This is a genomic window from Frankia tisae (assembly GCF_025403405.1).
In the GTDB taxonomy this organism is placed as follows: Bacteria; Actinomycetota; Actinomycetes; order Frankiales; family Frankiaceae; genus Frankia; species Frankia tisai.
Genome location: NZ_JANEZT010000039.1, coordinates 1 through 20,027 on the forward strand (window position 1 = coordinate 1; position 20,027 = coordinate 20,027).

The window sequence follows — 20,027 nt, forward strand, 5'->3', positions numbered from 1 at the left end:
CCATCCTCCCGCTTCGAGGAGGCCATGTCCGCCATGGTCAACGTCACTGGTCCTGAAGATCCCGTCTCGCCCTACGCTACCGAGGTCTCGATGATCCTCATGTCTCACGGGAGTCTGACAGACAGGGCCCGGCGAACGTCTTCGTCCGAGAGGACATCATCCTGCCCACGCTCGACAGGTGGATCGCCCGCGCGCTCGCACCACCGCAGCTGTCCGACACCCTGCAGGCCATGGCGGCAGCCCAGGCCAGTCCGTCATCCGACGATCTCGCCGTCTCTCAGGCCCGTCGGGCGATCGAAGAGAGCAACACCAAGCTGGCCCGCTACCGAGCGGCCCTGGACGCCGGCGCCGACCCCGTGGTCGTCACCGGCTGGATCGCCCAAGCCCAAGCAGAGAAGACCACCGCAGAACGGAAACTCCGCGAGGCCAGGAAGGAAGAGGAACGAACACTGACCCGCGAGGAGATCAGTACCATGGTCGAGACGCTCGGCGACATGGCCAGCGCGCTCGCTGAGGCCGAGCCCGCAGAGAAGGCTGACCTGTACCGCCAACTCAACCTGCGACTGACCTACCAACCCACGACCAGCACAGTAAGGGCCGACATGAAGATCAGCGCAACCTACTGTGGGGTAATGGATCGTGTCCGAGGGGGGACTTGAACCCCCACGCCCGATAAAGGGCACTAGCACCTCAAGCTAGCGCGTCTGCCATTCCGCCACCCGGACAGGTGGTCGCGGGGTGTCTCACCCGCGTACGTCTGCGATGTTACACGGCCGGAGCGAGTGCCTGGCGCTACCCCCGGCCACCGGCAGATCAAGGCCGTGGGGGCGCGGAACACCGGACCCCGCTAGGTCAAGCGTAGGCCGAGTTGCCGGTGGACCTCTGCGACGTCGAAGTAGTAGCCCTCAGGGGAGGGGACCCTCGCCGTCGACGGACCGCGGTCGGCCGGTGGAAGGCGTCGACGCTGGCCCGGATGGCGGGGCGGCCCCGTACGGCGAGGCTGTGGCGACTTCGTCGGCCAGGATGGTCTTTCCCGCAGCATCCCGGCCATCGACAGCGACGCGAAGCGGCCACCGCGAGCGCTGATGAGCAGGTCACCGAGAGCACGGATGACCATTGCGAAGGTCCCCGGGACCGGGTCGGCGGCCATGCCAGGCGAGCCTGCTGATCTTTGATGCGCGATGCCGGGATGATGACCGGGTAATGCGGGAGACTTGGGTGGTGCCAGCCATGACCAAGGGCCATCCGCGGCCCGATGACCTCAGCATCGGCAGTGCCTCCCTGTCCGACGTGGCGGACCTGCTTGCGTTGTGGGAGGCCGCGGCGGAGAACGAGTCACGCCCGGCGGACACGGCGGACGCCGTGCGCATCCTGCTCATCCGCGACCCCGACGCCTGCCTGGTCGCGCGGCAGGGCGGCCGGATCGTCGGCTCGCTGATAACGGGCTGGGACGGCTGGCGGGCGCACCTCTACCGGTTGGCCGTCCACCCCGGCATGCGACGTCAGGGCATCGGCCGCGCGCTGCTCGACGCCGCGGCCGCCCGGCTCCGCTCGCTGGGGGCGACCCGCCTCGACGCGATGGTGCTCGAGGACAACGAGCTCGGCCACATGCTGTGGCGGGCGGCCGGCTTCCAGTCGCAGGAGGAGTGGCGTAGATGGGTCACACCGCTCCGATAGGCGGCAGCACTTTAGGTCGTTCCCGCCAGACTTGTGTAGGAGAACTCCGCACGCCAGCACTGGCTGGCCGAGCGCATTCTGGACTGGTCGCCTGTTCCGGCCACCCATCTGCGTCCGACCTTCTTCGCCGCATGGCTGGTGTCCTTCTACCCGCCGGACGGAACGCTACCGTTGCCCTTCGGTGACAGCCGGCACGCCCCGATCGCGGCCGAGGACCAGGCTCGCGTGATCACCGTGATCACCGTGATCCCGGTGAGCCCCGCGCCGCACGCCGGACGGGTCTACCCGCTGTTCGGCCCGAAGGAGCTGAACCACTACGAGATCGCGGAGGAGATGACGCAGGCGCTGGGCAGGCCGGTCACCTATCGGCTCGTCAGTCTCGACGAGTTCACGAAGGAGTTGCAGAACCGAGGCTTCGGCGAATACACCGGCCAGCACCTGCGCCCGGTCGCGAGTGATTACGTCAACGGGGTGTTCGCGGGCACCAACGACGTGGTGAAGACAGCGGGTGGAAAAGAGCCACAGACCGTGCGGGAGTGCGTGACGCGCAACAGGAAGTACTACGAAGATAGGTCCACCAGCGACTTCTGGTCATCAGCGGCCGATCGTCCTCGTTCGACGCGTGTGCTTCGGGCTCAGGTTTGACCGGTGGCGGTGTGCAGGGTGTGCTGGGCGGCGGCGTGGGCCCAGTGGCCTTTGCATCGCGCGGTCGCAGGCGCCGCAGCGGAACGCACACCCTCGAGGCCGGCGCGCTTGCGGTGAGCACGGGTCCCGCTCTCAGTCCCCCCGGGCGTCCGGTGTCAACGTGGGCGCGGGCCGCTGTGCCATCGCCGCCCAGAGGCCCGCGTAGCGACCGCCGCGAGCGAGGAGCGTGTCGTGCGTACCGTCCTCGACGATAAGGCCGTTGTCGACGACGAGGATCCGGTGCGAGGCGCGTGCGGTCTGCAACCGGTGGGCGATGAGCAGGGTGGTGCGCCCGGCGGCGACGAGCCCCATGGCCCGCTGCACCCGCGCCTCGGTGGCCAGATCGAGGTTGGCCGTCGCCTCGTCGAGCAGGAGGATCGCCGGATCGACGAGCAGTGCCCGCGCGAGGCTCAGGAGCTGACGCTGCCCCGCAGACAGTGATCGGCCCTGCTCGCTGACGGACGTCAGATAGCCGTGTGGCAGGCCGGCGATGAACTCGTGTGCGCCCACCGCGCGCGCGGCGCGCTCGACGTCGAGGTCGGAGGCGGACGGCCGCCCGTAGGCGATGTTGGAACGGATGGTCCCCGAGAACAAAAAGGGTTCCTGCGGCACGAAACCCAGCTGGTGGCGGTAGGCGGCCAGATCCAGGTCTCGCAGGGCGACACCGTCGATGCGGACCGTCCCGTCGCTGGCATCGTAGAAGCGGGCCACGAGCTTCACGAGGGTGGACTTGCCCGCCCCGGTGGTGCCAACGAGGGCGACGACCTGGCCGGCCGGGATGGACAGCGACACGTCGTCCATGGCGACCAGGCCGGTGCTCTCGTAGCTGAAGCTGACGCGCTCGAGGCGGATCTCGCCGCGCAGCCGCCCGGGCACGACGGGGTCCACCGCTTCGGGTGTGCCGATCGGGGTCTGCAGCAACTCGCGCAACTGGGTCATGCCGACCCGGGCCTGCAGCCACTGGTCGAACACCGTCGACAGCTGCTGGATCGGGGTGAAGAACTGATCCAGGTAGAGCAGGAACGCGATCAGTAGGCCCGAGCTGAGCGACCCCTGCTCGATGCGGTGAGCCCCGACCGACAGCGCGATGGCCTTCGCGATCGTGCTCAGCAGCTGCAGGAACGGGAAGAAGCGCGCCATCAGTTCGAACGAACGCGACCGCGCCTCGCAGTACGACTCGGCCAGCGACCGGAACCGTGCCTCGTTGGCGGCCTGCTGGTTGTACGCCTGGCTGACGTCGACCCCGGACAGGCTCTCCTGCAGATCGGCGTACAGCAGCGAGATCCGTTCGCGCGCGATCAGGTAGGTCCGTGTCGAGACCCGGCGGAACCACAGCGTCGAGATCACCAGGGGTACGAGCAGAACCGAGACCGCGAGGGCGAGCGACGGGTCGGACAGCCCGAGAACGACGGCGATGCCGCCGCAGGTCATCAGGCTCACCGTCGCGGTGACCAGGCCCTGCTGCAGGAGCTGGGCGAACGCCTCGACATCCGAGGTCATCCTGGTCATGATCTTGCCGGCCTGGTGTCGCTCGTAGTAGCTCAGCGACAGCCGCAGCAGGTGCGCGAACGTCCGTACCCGCAGGCCGAACAACATCCTTTCCGCGGTCCGCTGGGTGTAGAAGGTCATCAGCCGCTGGTTCGCCCAGCTGACCAGCTGCGACGCAAGAAGGATGCCGCACACCGCCAGGAGCACCCGCCGCGATTCGCGCAGGACCCCGTGGTCGATGCCGAAGCGGATCAGCTCCGGAGTGGTCAGTCCCAACACGGCGTCGACGACCGTCAGAAGGGCCGCGAACGCCAGGGGTGCGGCGAACGGCCGGAAGATGTCGCGCATGCCGAAGTCCTCCCGGGCGGACGCCGCCGCGTCGAGATCGACGTGCGGCTCGCCGCTCAGCGGGGGCAACCGGTCCACAGCGGCGAACAGCTCGGGCGACATGGTCGCGAGGCCCGCCAACCGCGCGGTGTCGCCGGGGTGCCCGCCACCCCCGACCGAGGATCGGGCCGCCGCGTCGCCGGCATAGGTGCTGACCTTGGCGGCGCCTAGCCGCGACACGTCCCGCGGCCAAGCCGTGGGGTCCAACGCGGGCACCTGAGCGCCAGTGAGCTCGGTGAGCTCGGTCTCGGGGCCGGCCAGCAGTTCACGGAACAGCTCCGACCGGGCCAGCAGCTCCTCGGTCGTGCCCTGGTCGACAATGTGGCCACCGTCCAGCACGATGACCCGGTCGGCGAGCTGCAGGGTGGAGTACCGCTTGGCGATCAGGACGGTCGTCCGCTGGGCGAGCACCTCCTCGAAGGAACGGTGGATCGCATGCTCGGTGCGGGTGTCGATCGCCGAGGCCGAGTCGTCCAGCACGAGCACACGCGGATTGGCCAGGGCCACCCGCGCGAGCGCGATGCGCTGCCGCTGCCCGCCGGAGAGGGTGTAGCCCCGTTCGCCGACCACGGTTGCGTAGCCGTCGGGGAGGCTGGAGATGAAGCCATGGGCGTGGGCGGCGACGGCGGCGTGCTCGACGTCGTCGTCGGAGGCGGCGGGACGAGCGAAGGCGATGTTGTCCCGGATCGTCGCGGAGAAGAGGAAGCCCTCCTCGAACACGATCCCCACGGCCGCGCGCAACGAGGCGAGCGTGTAGTCGCGGACGTCCCGCTCGTCGACGCGCACTGTTCCGGAGGTGGGGTCGTAGAACCGGGCGAGCAACAGCGCCAGCGTCGACTTGCCCGAACCGGAGGCGCCGACGATCGCGATCCGCTCCCCCGGCTCGATGCGCAGGGTGATGTCGCGTAGTACCGGCTCGCCGCCGGGGTAGGCGAAATCGACGTGGTCGAACTCGAGCCGCCCGGCCGGCCGCGCGAGGGGCACGGCGTCCGGGCGTTCCCGCACCCGCGACTCGGCCGACAGGAGTTCGACGAGGCGGGCTGCGCCGGCCCGAGCCTGCTGGCTCGTGGTGAGGATGCTGGACAGGAAACGGACCGGCGTGACGAGCTGGAGGACGTAGCTGGAGAACGCGAGCAGGACTCCGAGGGTCACCTCCCCCCGCATGACCAGCCACCCGCCCAGCGCGAGCACGGCGAGCTGGGTCAGCCCGGGGAAGGCGTCCAGCGAGGCGGTGAATACCGAGGTGATCCGCGCCGCGCGAAGTCGCGACTGGAACAACGTGCGCGCCTCGGCGCTCAGCGCCTCCTGCTCCTGCGCCTCCTGGCCGAACGCCTTGACGATCCGCACGCCGGTGACGGCCTCTTCGACGACGCCGGCCACCGAGCCCTTGTAGAGCTGGTCCGTCCAGGTGGCCGGGAAGGTCCGGGCGCGGAACCGGGTCGCGACCACCACGAACGTCGGCACCGAGACCGCCATGACCAGGGTCAGCACCGGTGACAGCCACAGCATCACGCCGAGCGCGACGACCAGGAGGGTCAGGTTCCCGTACGCGATGCCCAGTTGCTGCAGGAACATCTGGATCAGCGTCAGGTCCGAGGTCGCCCGGGACATGATGTCGCCGGTGCGGAAGGCGGCCCGCGCGGAGGCGTCGAGGTACTGCAGGTGATGGTGGACGCGCAACTGGAGGTCGCGTTGGCTGCGCGTCGCCGCCTTGCCGCCGATCGACCGACGCAGGTATTGCAGGACGAAGCTGACCAGCCCCGCGGCGACGAGGATCGCGATCCAGGTGGCCAGCGAACGATGCCTGGTCAGGATCGTGTCGTCGATGATCACCTGCTGGATCAGTGGGAGCATCGCCAGCGTGGCCTGGCCGAGGACCGCCAGGGCGATGCCGATCCGGATGTCACGCACGTTCCGGCCCAGCAGCGGGCCCAGCATCCGCAGGGTTCCTCGGTACCGGCCGCTCACCGTGCTACCAACGGCGTGGGATTAAGCAGACGCCAGACCGCGACCGTTAGCATGCCTTAGTTTCTACGAAGCCGGAGCCGGACATGCAACCAGCTTTCGCTACGCGGACCATGACCTGGATCCGCCAGATTTCGATGAATGACGGGTTGCGGTCAGCGGGTTACCGACGGCAGCGGTGGTAGTCCCAGGTTGCCGCGCAGCGTCGTCCTGCCGCCCCTGCCCCTGCGCGAGCCAGCCGCACTGCTGACGTAGCTCGCGTCATGAGCACAGTCATCACCCGCCCGGCCAAGCCCGGCGCCCCGGCGATGGCTCAAGATGGGATATATCTCGATCGATTATGTGAAGATAGGGCTATGGTCGACTCTACTCGTCGAGACGACGTCGCGACGCTTGAGCATCTGCCGTCGGTGACCCGGCTGCTGGCCGGGTTCGGCGTCGAGGTGCGCGGGGGAGATCTCTCCGCGGCCACCGGCCCGAGCGGCCCGGCGCTGCGCGACCTCATGCTGCGCAACGGTGTGGTCGCGCTGCCCGACCAGATCCTCGACCCCGACCAGCACGTGGCGCTGGCCGCCCGGTTCGGCCGGGTCACCCCGTCGAGCGCGGTGATCCCTGGACTCAACCGCATGTACCCCCAGATCAAGGTCTTCGACAACCGACGGTGGGACGGCGCTCTGGACGCCTGGCACAGCGTCATGCCCTACATGCCTGAGCCTGCCGCGGTCTCTGTGCTCTACCTGCGGGTCGCTCCTCCCGGCGGCACCCGGCTGCAGTGGCTGTCGACCGAGTCGGCCTACGACAGCCTCGACGGCGATCTCAAGGCTCGGATACGCCCGCTGCGCGCCGTGCACCATTCGCCGGTCCTGGACGAGTACGTGCGCGCGTTCGGCCCAGGCTGCTGGAACGGGCGCGAAATCACCCGCCTCGACCCGGTGGAGCATCCGGTCGTGCGTGTGCATCCGGAAACGGGCCGGCTGGGCCTGTTCATCGACCCCTGGAGCACCCAGTCCCTCGTCGGGGTGCCGCCGGCAGAGGGCCGCCGCCTACTGAGCCGCCTCATCAACCACCTGACCCGGCCGGAGCACGAGGCGTCGTACACGGCGCAGCCGGGCACGGTCGTACTGGCCGACATGCGCGTGCTTCTGATGCGCGTCGTCGACACCTCCGGGCCGCGCATCCTTCACCGAGTGAGCGTGTACGACGTGCAATCCACCGGACCAGCAGACGACCTTCGGTGACGGTCGCCGCGGATCTCGATACTGGGCGGGTGGCGAGAACCGACCCGAACACAGTCCAGTCCGTCCGACGGGCGGCGAGCCTGCTGAACTGCTTCGCCGACAGCCGTCAGGACAAAACGCTCACCGAACTCGCCGCCGCCACGGGCCTGACGACCAGCACCGCGCACCGGTTGCTCCGCACGCTCGCCCAGGCCGGTCTGCTGTGGCACGACCCGCGTTCGGAGCGCTACCTGCCGGGTCCCTCCCTGCTCCGCCTCGCCCGATCCGTCCTGGACAGCGGCGACGTCGCGAGCACGCGGGAGGTGATGGAGAGCCTCGCCGTGCGGACGCTGCTGCCGGTGTCTCTCGTGGTGCGCGTCGGTGGCGCGGTGGAAACGGTGCTGCGCGTCGGGGCGGACGGCTCCGCCGTGCCCGACGCGCGCGAGCTACCCCGCCTTCCGCTGCACGCGACGGCGTTGGGCAAGGTGCTCCTCGCCTACGCCGTGCCCGACGTCGGCCAGGCGGACTACGGCACGGGAGACGCACTCGACTCCTTGCCGCGGTTCACCCCATCGACGATCACTTCGGCCGGGAACCTCGCGGAGGACCTCGACCTTACCCGGTCCCGGGGGTACGCGGCGGAGGCCCTCGAGCACCGACCGGACCAGCGTGGCGTCGCCGTGCCGGTCCGCGGCGACGACGGGCAGGTGGTGGCCTCGCTGGGGGTCGTCGGCACCACCGAGTCGCTCCCCCCCGAGGCGGTGCCGAAGCTGGGCCTAGAACTCGCGGCCGCCGCGGGTGCGCTCAGCCTGCCCCGTGCGCTCCTGCGCGACGCCGCCGGCGCCGTCGCCCAGCCGGACGAGGCATGCTAAGTCCACCGGATCAGTGGTGTTTGCCGCATCGCGGGAAATAACCCTTTACCAGGGTTCGCGTACCGGGTAGCGTGGCCACTGCTCAAGGAGGCCACTGTGACCGTCGACCGCCGCTTCGCGCGGAGCGACCAACGCCGCGCCCACGTCAAAGCGCCGCGGCCGTCCGACCGTGGGTGGCTCTTGACCCAACGGCGCGCGGTCGATCTCATGCGTAACAGTGCCGCGGTCTGTCCACTCTAGTGACGTGAGTCGACGGCGCCGGAGCGCGTCCGTTTCGGCCAGTTGATTCCACGGTGAAGGCTCTCGGCCGCCAGCCGGGCGCGAGGCGCTATGCGCCCAGGTATTTCGACACCGGTTCCCCCTCATCGGGACGCCCGTTCGTGTCTCTGCGCGGCCGTATCCGTCATAGGCGCGGTTCCGCCATGCCCCGCCTTCTCATTCTTCCGTACCCACGCGGCGACCACAGGTTCCCGTGTGCGATTCGCGATGCCCAGAAAAGGCTAAGGACGACACCGTTCCGTTCAGGACCTTCCCCTAACCGGCGAGACCGAAGGCGAGGATCGCGTCGATGGCTACCACCGTCGTTCCCACCCAGATCGAGATCCGTCCGCTCATTGCCCACTTCGGGGCCGAGATCACCGGCGTCGACATCAGCCGGCCGCTGGAGGCCGACGAGGTCGCGGCAATCCGGCGCGCTTGGCTCGGCTACCAGGTCGTCTTCTTCCCCGGCCAGCACATCGGCCCGGACGAGCAGACGGCGTTCGCCGAGCGGTTCGGCGAGTTGACCGCGCCGAGCGCAATCTTGTCCCCCCTCGACGACAAGCACCGCAAGGTCGTCGAGTTCGACAGCCGTCGGCACCCGGAGGACTTCGGCAAGGGCAACCGCCACCACGGCTGGCACGCCGACATCACCTTCCAGGCGACCCCGCCCGCTGGCTCGGTTTTCAACGTCGTGAAGCTGCCCTCGATCGGCGGCACGACGGCGTTCGCGTCGGCCCAGGCGGCCTACGACTCGCTGAGCCGGCCGATCCAAAACCTGCTCGACGGGCTCGTCGCAGTTCACGACGTCGGTGCCTACGCCGGCCGGCGCGGGCATATCAGCGCCATCGGGTCGTGGGAGGGCCAGCCAGTGGATGGCAGCACGGTCGAGCACCCGGTCGTGGCCGTCCACCCCGAGACCGGCCGGAAGGGCCTGTTCGTCAACCCTCAGATGACCCGCCACATCAAGGGCCTCTCGCCGCTGGAGAGCAGCGCGCTGCTGGACCTGCTCTACGACCACGCCCTGCAGCCGGAGAACGTGATCCAGTACCGGTGGAGCGAAGGTGACGTGGCGTTCTGGGACAACCGCGCGATCTGGCACCGTCGGGTCTCCGACTTCGACCTTGCCGAGACACGCATCGTGCATCGCGTCCAGCTGCGCGGCTCCGTTCCCGTCGGTCCCGCCGCGTCTCCGGCCGAAGCGCCGTGACGGCGCCGGGGCCCCCGGCCGAGGCGGAGCGCGTCGAGGGCGCCACGGCCGGTGGCAAGGCCACCCACCCCGGACCGTCTCCGTGTACGACGCACATCGTATTGATCTTCGAAAAAACTTTCTACATATAGATTCTAAAATACTCTCCAAATATAGGCATAGAGACAAACTATAGGTATAGTGAAAAGTATGCTGCGCTCCTTCAGGTTGACCGCGCGACGCAAGGTCGACCTCATGCGAGTCATCGCCGGCGCCTGTTGATGCTGTAGCGCAGCCCCCCTACTCACCGTCAGCGGCGGTCCGCCGCGGCTCGGCCGCGCCATGTCTTAGGGCCGGTTCGTGTCCTCGATCAGTGAAGCCGGACGGCCTTCTCCTGGCCGGCCCCGCCGCCACCTCGCACCTCTGCGGCATGTCCGTAGCCGACCTGTCGTCGGACATATTTCCCTACCCACGAAAGGACTCCCACATGGGCTACCAGCTCGATGGTAAGCGCGCTATCGTCACGGGCGGCGGTACCGGCATCGGCTATTCCATCGCCCTCGAACTGGCCCGGCAAGGCGCCTCGGTCGCCATTACCTCCCGACGTTCCAGCGTTCTCGACGACGCCGTCAAGCGCATCAACGACGAGGGCGGTGCGAATGTCCTCGCGGTCACTGCCGACACTGGGGACGACGACTCGGTCAGGGCCCTCGTCGAGACCGTCCGCCGCGAACTCGGCGGCGTTGACATCCTCGTCAACAACGCGGCCGAGCAGCCCGCACAGCTCGGGCCGAGCTACACCGATGCCACCGACGAGTGGTTCCAGCGGCAGATCAACGTCAAGGTTATTGGCTATTTGCGCACGATTCGCGCCGTTGTCCCGCTGATGATCGAGAACAAGTGGGGCCGCATCATCAACATCAGCGGCACCGGCTCTCGCCAGACCGTCTCGGTCATCGGCTCCGTCCGCAATGCCAGCGTCACCGCGTTGACGAAGAACGTCGCCGACGAGGTCGGCAAGTACGGCATCAATGTCACCGTCGTGCACCCGGGTGCGACCCGCACCGAGCGCTACGAGGAACTGCAGAACCGGACGGTCATCAACGAAGCGACCCGCAACGCACACATCAACAACGTCATCGGCCGCGTCGTCGAACCCGAAGAGGTCGCATGGGTCGTGGCCTTCCTCGCCTCGCCCCGCAGCGTCGCCATCACCGGCGACGGGATCGTTGCCGGCGGCGGCATCCCCGGATTCATCTACTACTGACCACGGCCCGACTACACCCAAAGGGTTTCCATGACCACCCTCGCCACGTCCACAATCGGCGCGACCGACCTGCACACCCTGCTCGCCAGCTCCGCGGAGTTCGCGCTCCTCGACGTCCGCGAAGCGCGGGTGACGGCCGAGAAGGGTTCGATCCTGCTCGGGGTGGCTGTGCCGCTCAGCTCCCTCGAGCTGCGGATCGACGGGCTCGTACCGCGGCGGAGCACCCCTGTGATCGTTTACGACGGCGGGGAGAACGACGACCTTGCCGAGCGCGCCGCAGCGCGGCTCTCCGAGCTCGGCTACACGGACGTCAAAATCCTCGATGGGGGCCTTCGCGCTTGGGCCGACGCGGGCTTCAAGGTGCAGTTCGGTGGCGACCATGTGATCGGCCAGGCGTTCGGCGAATGGATCGAGGCGGTGTACGACACCCCGCACATCAGCGTCCCGGACTACCTCGCCAAGGTCGCCGCCGGTGACGACGTGGTCCTGCTCGACAGCCGTCCGATCGGCGAATTCGGGAATCACAGCCTGCCGGGCGGGACCTCGATCCCGGGCGCCGAGCTGGTCTACCGTGCGGCTGGGGTCGTGACATCACCCGACTCCCTGGTTGTGGTCCACTGCGCCGGACGCACCCGCAGCATTCTCGGCGCGCAGGTCCTCATCAACGCTGGACTGCCGAACAGGGTGGTCGCTCTCGAAGGCGGCACCCAGTCGTGGGTGCTCGAGGGGCACGAGCTCGAGCACGGCAAGCATTCGGCCGCGCTGCTGCCGAGCGGTGCCGCCCTCGACGACGCGCACGCCGCGGCCGGGCGTATCCGAGACCGGTTCGGCATCCGGTCGATCGACAAGGCCACGCTCGCGCGGTTCCGCTCCGAGACCGACCACCGATCCCTGTACGTCCTGGACGTCCGTCCCCCGGAGGAGTTCGAGGCGGGACACCTCGCCGAGACGGTGTCGGCACCGAGCTGGGACGTCGCGCCCTGGGTGTTCCGGTACATCGCCACCCACAACGGCCGGATCGTGCTGGTCGACAACGACGGGGTGCGCGCCACTGTCGCGGCGTCCTGGATCGAGCAGGTCGGCTGGGGCGAGGTGTACGTCCTGACCGATGCCTTCGCCGGGGAGCAGCTCGAGACCGGCGCGGTCGCACGAGTCGCCCTCGACGAGCCCGACGCCGTCGAGTCGATCACCCCCGCCGCGTTGCAGACGCTTCTCAACGACGCCGACTCGATCACGGTCCTGGACCTACAGCCGAGCTTCGAATACAAGCAGGCGCACATCCCCGGTGCCGCCTTCGCGATCCGGTCGCATCTGGCCGGGTCCGCCGACTCGATCCCGGGGGACGGAACGATCGTGCTCACCAGCGACGACGGATTGCTGGCACGCTACGCGGCCCGGGACCTGTCCGGCGTGACGTCGCGTCCGGTGCGGGCCCTAGCCGGCGGCACCGCCGCCTGGCGCGAGGCCGGCCTGCCGCTGGAGTCCGACAACCAGAGCTGGCTGCACGACGCCGACGACGCCGTCTCTTCGGGCTGGCGCGAGACCGACCCGGAACGGCGCAAGGCCGCCTTTCGCCACTACCTGGCGTGGGAGCTCGGCCTGGTGGCCGAGCTCGACGTCGACGACACCGTCCCGTTCAAGAGGTTCTCCTCGCCCGGAGCGGCCGCATGACCACGACCGAACTCGAGGTATCGGCCGCCGGAGGCTCGGTCGAGGTCGCTGCGCAGCCGGTAACCCGGACCGTCGTCGAGGATCTGACGGCGCGAGGCAGGCGCAGCCCGGCTCGCGCCGCCCTACGAACCTGGCGGGGACGCGTCCTGCGGTTCGCGATCCCGGTGCTGCTCGTCGGGTTGTGGCAGCTGGCCTCGGCGGTCGGTTGGGTGGACGAGTTCACCCTGCCACCGCCGAGCAAGATACTCGAGGCCTACAAGGAACTCTGGACGGCCGGTGACCTTCAGGCAGCGCTGCCGGTGTCACTGCGACGTGCCGGCATCGGCCTGTTCTTCGGCGTCGCGATCGGCCTCGGCCTGGGCCTGTTCGCCGGGCTCTGGAAGCTCGGCGAGGAGATCTTCGACGCGCCGCTGCAGATGCTGCGCACCATCCCCTTCATCGCGGTGGTGCCGCTGTTCATCACCTGGTTCGGCATCGGCGAGAAGCCGAAGCTGATCCTCATCGCCGCGGCGACCGTCTTCCCCGTCTACCTGAACACCTACCACGGGGTTCGCGGCATCGACAAGAAGCTCGTCGAGGCAGGCCAGATCTTCGGGCTACGCGGCTGGCGCCTGGCCACTCAGGTGATCCTGCCGACCGCGCTGCCCGCCGCCCTCACCGGTTTGCGCTACGCCTCCGGCGTGGCTCTGCTCGCCCTCGTCCTGGCCGAGCAGATCAACGCCCGCGCGGGCATCGGCTACCTGCTCAACAACGCCAACCAGAACCAACGCCCCGACATCGTCATCGCCGGGATCCTGATCTACGCGCTGCTCGGCATCGTCGTCGACATCGTGATGCGGCTCGTCGAACACTTCGCACTCCCCTGGAGACCCCGTGTCACCATCGGCTGAACCCCTCGACACGACGGCCGGACCGCCCCAGGTCCTCTCTGCGGCCGAGGAATACATCGTCGATGTGCGCGGTGTCCGGCGGGTGTTCGGTGACCGAGCAGTGCTGGACGGCGTCGATCTGCGGTTGCGCCAAGGTGACTTCATCGCGCTGCTGGGCCCGTCCGGAGCCGGCAAGACCACCCTGCTGCGCATCCTGGCCGGCTTGGACGCCGCGGACGGTGGTCAGGTACTGGCGCCCAAGGCCCGGTCGGTGGTGTTCCAGGAACCACGGCTCGTTCCGGCCCGGCGGGTCTGGCGCAACGTCGTGCTGGGCAGCCGTCGAGCGCGGCATGAGCGCGGTCGCGCGATAGCGGCGCTCGCCGAGGTCGGCCTCGCCACGCACGCCGACGCGTGGCCGGTGACGCTGTCCGGCGGCGAGGCCCAGCGGGTCGCGCTGGCTCGGGCGCTCGCCACCGAACCTGGACTGCTGCTGCTCGACGAGCCCTTCGCCGCACTCGACGCGCTGACCCGCATCCGGATGCATGACCTGGTGGGTGAGCTCGTCAAGCGACACAGGCCGGCAGTACTCCTCGTCACCCACGACGTCGACGAGGCAATCCTGCTGGCCGACCGGATCCTGATCCTCTCCGACGGCTCCATCGGCGTCGACGTCACCGTTGACATTGACGAGCCCCGCCGCCGGAGTGACCCGCGGTTCCAGGACCTGCGCCAGCAACTGCTCGACAAGCTCGGCGTCGGACGCGCGGCGCGCGCGGCGGCTCTGGCCGAGATCGGTTCCTGACCGACCTCGAACGTTCCGCCCCGATCCACCGCCCAATCCCTGCAAGGAGAAATCTCGTGTCCGTCCCTGCCCGTTTCACGGCCCGCGCCGGTCGCCGGCTCGCCGCGCTCACCTCCGTCGTCGTGCTCGGCGCGACCCTTGCGGCCTGCAGCAGCTCCTCCGGGTCCACCGAGAACGGGTCGACTGGTCATTCCGGTGACCAGTCGAACGTCACCTTGACCTTCGGCTTCCAGACCGCCGACTACCCGGCGCTACTCAAGGCGTCGGGCCTGTTCAACAATCTGCCGTACAAGCTCGACACCCCGGTCATCTCGGGCCCCGCCGCGCAGATCTCGGCGCTGTACTCGAAGGCGACCGACTTCGGCCTGGTCGGCGAGAACACCGCTGCGTTCGAGGCCGCGAACGCCGACACCGACCTGTCCAAGAGCGAGCCGAAGATCTACACCATCGCGGGTTACAGCGCGCCGGGAAACCCGCACCCGTCCCCGGCGCTCTACGTCAGGACGTCGGCGAACATCAACAGCATCCAGGACCTCAGGGGCCACTCGATCGCCTACAACTTCGGCGGCAACATCTACGCCGGCTACGTGAAGATCCTGGCTCAGGCCGGTTTGACCCTGAACGACATCAAGCCGGTACGGCTGCCCGACAACCAGTCGGCGGCGGCCGCGTTCGTCGCCGGGCAGGTGGACGCGGTCGTGTCCGGTTACACCTCGGTTGCCAAGGTCGTCGACTCGGGCCAGGCCAAACTGCTCATCGACAACGAAAGCCTCGGGATTCGCGGCGGTGCCGGCTTCATCACCCGTCCGGACGTGCTGACGGAACAGGCCAAGCTGGCGGCGGCGAAGGACTTCTTCGGCCGGTTCAGCACGTTCTACAGCGTCTGGTACCCGAACCACGAGGCCGAGGTCACCAAGATCTACGAGAGCGTCCTGAAGCAGACTCCGGCGATCGCAAAGATCAACTTCGAGACGCAGAAGCCGGGCAAGCTCTACCAGATCGGCGACCCGCAGTTCATCAAGGACCAGCAGGCCATCGTCGACGCGGCCTTCAAAGCCAACGGGGTGAAGCACGACTACGACATCTCGAAGGTGTTCAACCCGATCTTCGACGCCGTCGCGGTGCCGTCATGACAGCGCCAGTAAAGGAAACGAACATGAGCCACGACGACCGTCAGCTTCATCTGAACGTCAACATCACCAACATCGGTCGGCACCCCGCGGCGTGGCGCTTCCTCGACGACCCGGCCGCGTATGTCGACGTCGACTTCTACAAGAAGATCGCCACCGTCGCCGAGCGTGGCACCTTCGACGCCGTGTTCCTGTCCGACGGCCTCGCGCTGCACCAGGAACCGCCGGTCGAGCCCTACCAGTCGCTCGAACCGACCGTGCTGCTCACCGCCCTGGCGGGCGTGACCGAGCACATCGGCCTGATCGGCACCGCGTCAACCACCTTCAACGACCCTTTCAACCTGGCGCGGCGCTTCGCCTCGCTCGACCACGTCAGCAAGGGCCGGATCGCGCTCAACGTCGTCACGACGTACTCGCCGCAGGCCGCCGCGAACTTCAGCTTCGACGAGTCCCCCGACCACGACGCCCGCTACGCCCGCGCCGAGGAGTTCGTCGACATCGTCACCAAGCTCTGGGACAGCTGGGAGGACGGCGCGATCGTCGGTAACAAGGTCACCGGACTGTTCACCGACGGCGACAGGATCCACACCATCGACCACGTCGGCAAACACTTCTCGGTGCGTGGGCCGTCGATCGTGCCCCGGTCGCCGCAGGGGCGACCGGTGCTCGTGCAGGCCGGCTCGTCCGAGGTCGGCAAGGCGCTCGGCGCACGAGTGGGCGACATCATCTTCACCGCGCAGACGACCCACACCGGGGCGCGGGAGTTCTACACCGACATGCGTGCCCGGGCCGCCGGTCACGGCCGCAACCCGGACCACCTGGTGATCCTGCCGGGGCTTTACCCCATCGTCGGTTCCACCGAGTCCGAGGCGCACGCCCGCAAGGACGAACTGGACTCGCTGTTCGACTTCGACCGAGAACTCCCGCGGCTGGCCGCCCAGCTCGGTGTCGACGTCGTCGACCTGGACCTGGACAAGGAGCTGCCCTACGACAGACTGGTCGATGTCTCCGAGGTCAAGGGCTCTCGCGGCTTCTTCGAGTCGACCGTCAGACAGTCCCGTGAGCAGGGTTGGGCGGTCCGCGAACTGATCCTGCGCAACGGCGGCGCCCACCGGCAGATCGTCGGCGCTCCCGAGCAGATCGCCGACAGCATCGAACACTGGTTCCGCGCCCGCGCGGCGGACGGCTTCAACCTCAACTTCGACGTCTTCCCGACGGGCCTGGAGCTGTTCACCGACCACGTCATCCCGGAGCTCCGCCGCCGAGGCCTGTTCCGTCACGAGTACACAGGCAGCACCCTGCGCGAGCACCTCGGCCTGCCCCGCCCGCAGAGCGGGCACCAAGCCGCGGTCAGCGTCTGAGGCATCGTGAAGGGGGTAGATACGTTGACCATCACCGAAACGACCCAGCTCATCAGCGTGGCCGAACTTCGGGCCGCGCTGTTGGACGGCGGCGAAATCGCCGTCGCCGACATCCGCGAAGGAGACGACTACGCGGCCGGCCACATCTCGGTCGCCGTCCCCATCCCGGACAGCGAACTGGAGCTGGCGATCACCACGCGCGTGCCGCGACGCGGCGTCCGCCTCGTCGTCGCCGACCAGGACGGCGGCGCCACAGCCGAGTCGGCCGCCACCCGACTGGCCAGCCTCGGCTACAACGACGTGCGCATCCTGCAGGGCGGCGTGCCGGCGTGGGCCGCTGCCGGCAACGAGCTGATCACCGGGCTCAACTCGCTCAGCAAGGCGCTCGGCGAGTTCGTCGAACGCGGCCAGCACACGCCGCGCATCACCGTCGAGCAGCTCAAGGCCAAGCTCGACAACGGCGAGGACGTCGTGGTGCTGGACACCCGCCCACTGCCCGAATACCGGCACATCGCCATCCCGTCCGGACACCCCGCGCCCGGTGCCGAACTGCTCTACCGCGTCTTCGACCACATCCAGTCCCCCACCACCCAGGTAGTCGTGAACTGCGCGGGACGGACACGGGCGATCATCGGCGCTCAGGCGCTGATCAACGCCGGCGTGACGAACCCCGTGGTTTCGCTGGAGAACGGTACGTCGGCCTGGCTCTTCGCCGGCTACGAGCCGGTGCGGGGCGCGGAGGACCTGATCGACGCACCGTCCCCCGAAGGCCTGTCACGCGCGACGGATGCCGCCGTCCGCATCCGCACCCGGTTCGGCGTCGGCCACCTGGACGGCGCGGCTCTCGACCGTTTCCACGCCGACGATGAGCGCACCACGTACGTCCTCGATGTCCGCACTCCCGAGGAGTTCGTCGCCGGGCACCTGCCGGGCGCCGTCTCGGCCCCCGGCGGCCAGTTGGTGCAGGCCACCGACCTGTATGTGGGCACCCGCAACGCTCGCATCGTGCTCGCCGACTCCCCCGACCTGGTCCGGTCGTCGATCACCGCGTCGTGGCTGCGCCAGCTCGGCCTGGACGAGGTGTCGGTCTACGCAGGCGCGCCGGACGAACTCACGGAGACCGGCACCGGCCCGGTCGCCGATCCTGTCGCGGGCCTCGCCGCGGCCACCATCTCGGTGGACGACCTGGCGGCCGACCTCGCCACCGGCAAGGAGGTGACGGTGATCGACCTGCAGCCGGCCCCGGCGTACTTCGAGACCCCGCACTACCTGCCCGGGTCCGTCGCGGCCCGCCGCTCCACGCTGCTGCGCGACCCGACGCTGCTCGCCAACGCCCAGCGCCGCGGCGCGGTGGTGCTGACGTCGTCTGACGGCAGGCTCGCCCGCCTCGCCGCCGCGGAACTGACCGACGTCACCGGCAGCCCGGTGCTCGCCCTCGCCGGCGGCATCGACGCGTGGGTTGCCGCGGGCCACCCAACGGCGACGGGTACTGAGGTGACCCCACTCACCCTGGCCGATGCCCTCCCCCCCGTTCCTGACCTGGAGGCACGCAGGCAGGCGTTTTCCCAATACGTCAGCTGGGGCGACCGGATCACCGACCAGCTCGAGCGGGACGGCCTCGTGCAGTTCCGCGAGTTTCGCCCGGAGGGCTCCGATGACTGAGACGACAACGCTCGACGACGCTCCCGTCGCGTACGGCTCGCAGCAGCTGCGCGACCTGATCGCGCACATCGACGCACGGGTGATCGAGCGGGACCAGCAGGCTCGTCCTCCGTACGACGAGGTCGCGCTGTTGAAGCAGGCCCGCATCGGGGCACTCCGGCTGCCGCTGGAGCAGGGTGGCTCGGGCGCGACCCTGCTCCAGCTCTTCACGACCGTCATCGACCTCGGCGAGGCCGACCCGAACGTAGCGCATAGCCTGCGCAACCACTACCAGTTCGTCGAGAGCCTGCTCCGGATGCCGGACCCGGCGAACGAGCGCTGGATCGACCACGTCCGCGCCGGGCGCCTGTTCGGGTTGGCGGCGACCGAACTGAGCACCGAAAGGGCCGGCCGCCGCCAGCAGGAGTTCGCCACCACGGTCACCCGCACCGACGATGGCCTGCGACTGAACGGCGTGAAGTTTTACAGCACCGGTAACCTCTACGCCGACCTACTCGTCGTCGCCGCCACCGGCCCGGACGGCAAACCCGCGCGCCTGGCGATCCCCGCCGACCGCCCCGGCGTGAGTATCCCGAACGACTGGGACGGCATCGGTCAGCGGTTCACCGGCAGCGGCACGACCCGTTTCCAGGATGTGCCGGTCGAGGAGGACGACTTCGTCGGATCCGGTGCAATCTACGGCAACACCCCGTACCTGGCGACCTTCCCGCAGTTGTATCTGACGGCCATAATCGCCGGCATCGTCCGGCGCGTCGCCCGCGACGCCGCCGAGATCGTCCGGGTCAAGCAACGCACCTTCTACCATTCGTCGGCTGATCAGTCGGCGCAGGACCCGATCCTGCAACAGAGCGTCGGCTACTTCGCCAGCCAGGCGTTCGTCGCCGAATCGGCCGTGCTGGCGGCCGCGGTCGCACTGGAGGCTGCCACCGAATCCAGGGGTGGGGCGGACGAGAACGAGCTGGCTTTGCATGCCTCGCTCCGGGCCGCAAAGGCGAAGGTTGTCATCGATGAGCAGGCGCTGCGCACCGCGGGCGAACTGTTCGACGTCGGCGGCGGGCAGGCCGTACGACAGTCCAGCCACCTCGACCGCCACTGGCGCAACATCCGCACTCTCGCGTCCCACAACCCGCGCACCTTCAAGGCCCGGGCGATCGGGGCGTACGAGATCGACGGCACCCCCCTACCGAATGGCGCGTTCTTCTGAGCCGTCACCACCCCTGCGACGAGACATGAAGACAGCGCCCAGAAAATTGCGTCTAAACGCCAATGTGCTGACCTACGACCGAAACGACGCGGCTTGGCAACTCGACGAACAACCGGTCCACGACGTCACCGACATCAGCCACTACGCCCAGATCGCCCGGATCACCGAGGTGGGCAAGTTCGATGCGGTGTTCTTCGCTGACGTCGTCACCGCGCTGTGGGACAAGCTTCGAGGACGACGCAATCATCGCCCACAGCGCGACCGGCCGGTACATCGACCCCAATCGGGTGCACACTATCGACTACCGCGGTCCGTCCTTCTCGG

General features: G+C 68.7%; 16 protein-coding genes and 1 tRNA gene. 14 read left to right on the forward strand and 3 right to left on the reverse strand.

Annotation, left to right across the window (positions count from 1 at the left end):
* Nucleotides 1-230 precede the first annotated feature (230 nt).
* Nucleotides 231-659 carry a hypothetical protein gene (locus NBZ85_RS06220; RefSeq protein ID WP_261561628.1) on the forward strand — a complete coding sequence of 143 codons (429 nt, stop codon included), beginning with the start codon at nt 231-233 and terminating at the stop codon, nt 657-659.
* On the opposite strand, the gene NBZ85_RS06225 is transcribed toward NBZ85_RS06220, so the two are convergent.
* Nucleotides 641-725 (reverse strand) — tRNA-Leu (locus NBZ85_RS06225). The two genes, NBZ85_RS06220 and NBZ85_RS06225, sit on opposite strands and share 19 nt — an antisense overlap.
* 505 nt (nt 726-1,230) lie before the next feature.
* Between NBZ85_RS06225 and NBZ85_RS06230 the strand changes: the two genes are divergently transcribed.
* Nucleotides 1,231-1,677: a GNAT family N-acetyltransferase gene (locus NBZ85_RS06230; RefSeq protein ID WP_261561629.1), complete on the forward strand. Its 447-nt coding sequence runs from the start codon at nt 1,231-1,233 to the stop codon at nt 1,675-1,677.
* Between the two features lie 225 nt (nt 1,678-1,902).
* Nucleotides 1,903-2,322 (forward strand): Rossmann-fold NAD(P)-binding domain-containing protein, encoded by a 420-nt coding sequence (locus NBZ85_RS06235; protein ID WP_261554679.1) that lies wholly within the window; start codon nt 1,903-1,905, stop codon nt 2,320-2,322.
* A 132-nt stretch (nt 2,323-2,454) separates the two neighbouring features.
* Here the strand turns inward: NBZ85_RS06235 and NBZ85_RS06240 are convergent, their stop codons facing one another.
* Nucleotides 2,455-6,204: an ABC transporter ATP-binding protein gene (locus NBZ85_RS06240; RefSeq protein ID WP_261561630.1), complete on the reverse strand. Its 3,750-nt coding sequence runs from the start codon at nt 6,202-6,204 to the stop codon at nt 2,455-2,457.
* A gap of 353 nt (nt 6,205-6,557) precedes the next feature.
* Between NBZ85_RS06240 and NBZ85_RS06245 the strand changes: the two genes are divergently transcribed.
* The 11 genes from NBZ85_RS06245 to NBZ85_RS06295 all read left to right on the forward strand — a co-directional run bounded on the left by NBZ85_RS06245 (nt 6,558) and on the right by NBZ85_RS06295 (nt 19,703).
* Nucleotides 6,558-7,439, forward strand: a complete 882-nt coding sequence (locus tag NBZ85_RS06245; protein ID WP_261554677.1) for a TauD/TfdA dioxygenase family protein — start codon at nt 6,558-6,560, stop codon at nt 7,437-7,439.
* Entirely contained in the window at nt 7,436-8,290 is an 855-nt protein-coding gene (locus tag NBZ85_RS32565; protein ID WP_261554676.1) for an IclR family transcriptional regulator, read from the forward strand. The genes NBZ85_RS06245 and NBZ85_RS32565 overlap by 4 nt, the downstream gene beginning before the upstream one ends.
* A 568-nt stretch (nt 8,291-8,858) precedes the next feature.
* Nucleotides 8,859-9,758, forward strand: a complete 900-nt coding sequence (locus NBZ85_RS06255; RefSeq protein WP_261554675.1) for a TauD/TfdA dioxygenase family protein — start codon at nt 8,859-8,861, stop codon at nt 9,756-9,758.
* A 466-nt stretch (nt 9,759-10,224) separates the two neighbouring features.
* Nucleotides 10,225-11,004: an SDR family NAD(P)-dependent oxidoreductase gene (locus tag NBZ85_RS06260; RefSeq protein ID WP_261554674.1), complete on the forward strand. Its 780-nt coding sequence runs from the start codon at nt 10,225-10,227 to the stop codon at nt 11,002-11,004.
* A gap of 30 nt (nt 11,005-11,034) precedes the next feature.
* Entirely contained in the window at nt 11,035-12,675 is a 1,641-nt protein-coding gene (locus NBZ85_RS06265) for a rhodanese-like domain-containing protein (RefSeq protein ID WP_261561631.1), read from the forward strand.
* The gene (locus NBZ85_RS06270) at nt 12,672-13,565 is read left to right on the forward strand and encodes an ABC transporter permease (RefSeq protein WP_261554672.1); all 894 of its coding nucleotides are present in this window, start codon (nt 12,672-12,674) and stop codon (nt 13,563-13,565) included. The genes NBZ85_RS06265 and NBZ85_RS06270 overlap by 4 nt, the downstream gene beginning before the upstream one ends.
* Nucleotides 13,549-14,346 (forward strand): ABC transporter ATP-binding protein, encoded by a 798-nt coding sequence (locus NBZ85_RS06275; RefSeq protein WP_372517673.1) that lies wholly within the window; start codon nt 13,549-13,551, stop codon nt 14,344-14,346. Before NBZ85_RS06270 ends, NBZ85_RS06275 begins: the two co-directional genes overlap by 17 nt.
* A 56-nt stretch (nt 14,347-14,402) precedes the next feature.
* Nucleotides 14,403-15,479 carry an ABC transporter substrate-binding protein gene (locus tag NBZ85_RS06280; protein ID WP_261561632.1) on the forward strand — a complete coding sequence of 359 codons (1,077 nt, stop codon included), beginning with the start codon at nt 14,403-14,405 and terminating at the stop codon, nt 15,477-15,479.
* Nucleotides 15,480-15,502: 23 nt separating this feature from the next.
* Complete coding sequence (locus NBZ85_RS06285; protein ID WP_261554670.1) at nt 15,503-16,837, forward strand: LLM class flavin-dependent oxidoreductase; 1,335 nt, start codon at nt 15,503-15,505, stop codon at nt 16,835-16,837.
* Between the two features lie 24 nt (nt 16,838-16,861).
* The gene (locus NBZ85_RS06290) at nt 16,862-18,499 is read left to right on the forward strand and encodes a rhodanese-like domain-containing protein (RefSeq protein ID WP_261554669.1); all 1,638 of its coding nucleotides are present in this window, start codon (nt 16,862-16,864) and stop codon (nt 18,497-18,499) included.
* Nucleotides 18,492-19,703: an acyl-CoA dehydrogenase family protein gene (locus tag NBZ85_RS06295; protein ID WP_261554668.1), complete on the forward strand. Its 1,212-nt coding sequence runs from the start codon at nt 18,492-18,494 to the stop codon at nt 19,701-19,703. The genes NBZ85_RS06290 and NBZ85_RS06295 overlap by 8 nt, the downstream gene beginning before the upstream one ends.
* Nucleotides 19,704-19,755: 52 nt before the next feature.
* Here the strand turns inward: NBZ85_RS06295 and NBZ85_RS06300 are convergent, their stop codons facing one another.
* Nucleotides 19,756-19,977 carry a hypothetical protein gene (locus NBZ85_RS06300; protein ID WP_261554667.1) on the reverse strand — a complete coding sequence of 74 codons (222 nt, stop codon included), beginning with the start codon at nt 19,975-19,977 and terminating at the stop codon, nt 19,756-19,758.
* Nucleotides 19,978-20,027: the final 50 nt, after the last annotated feature.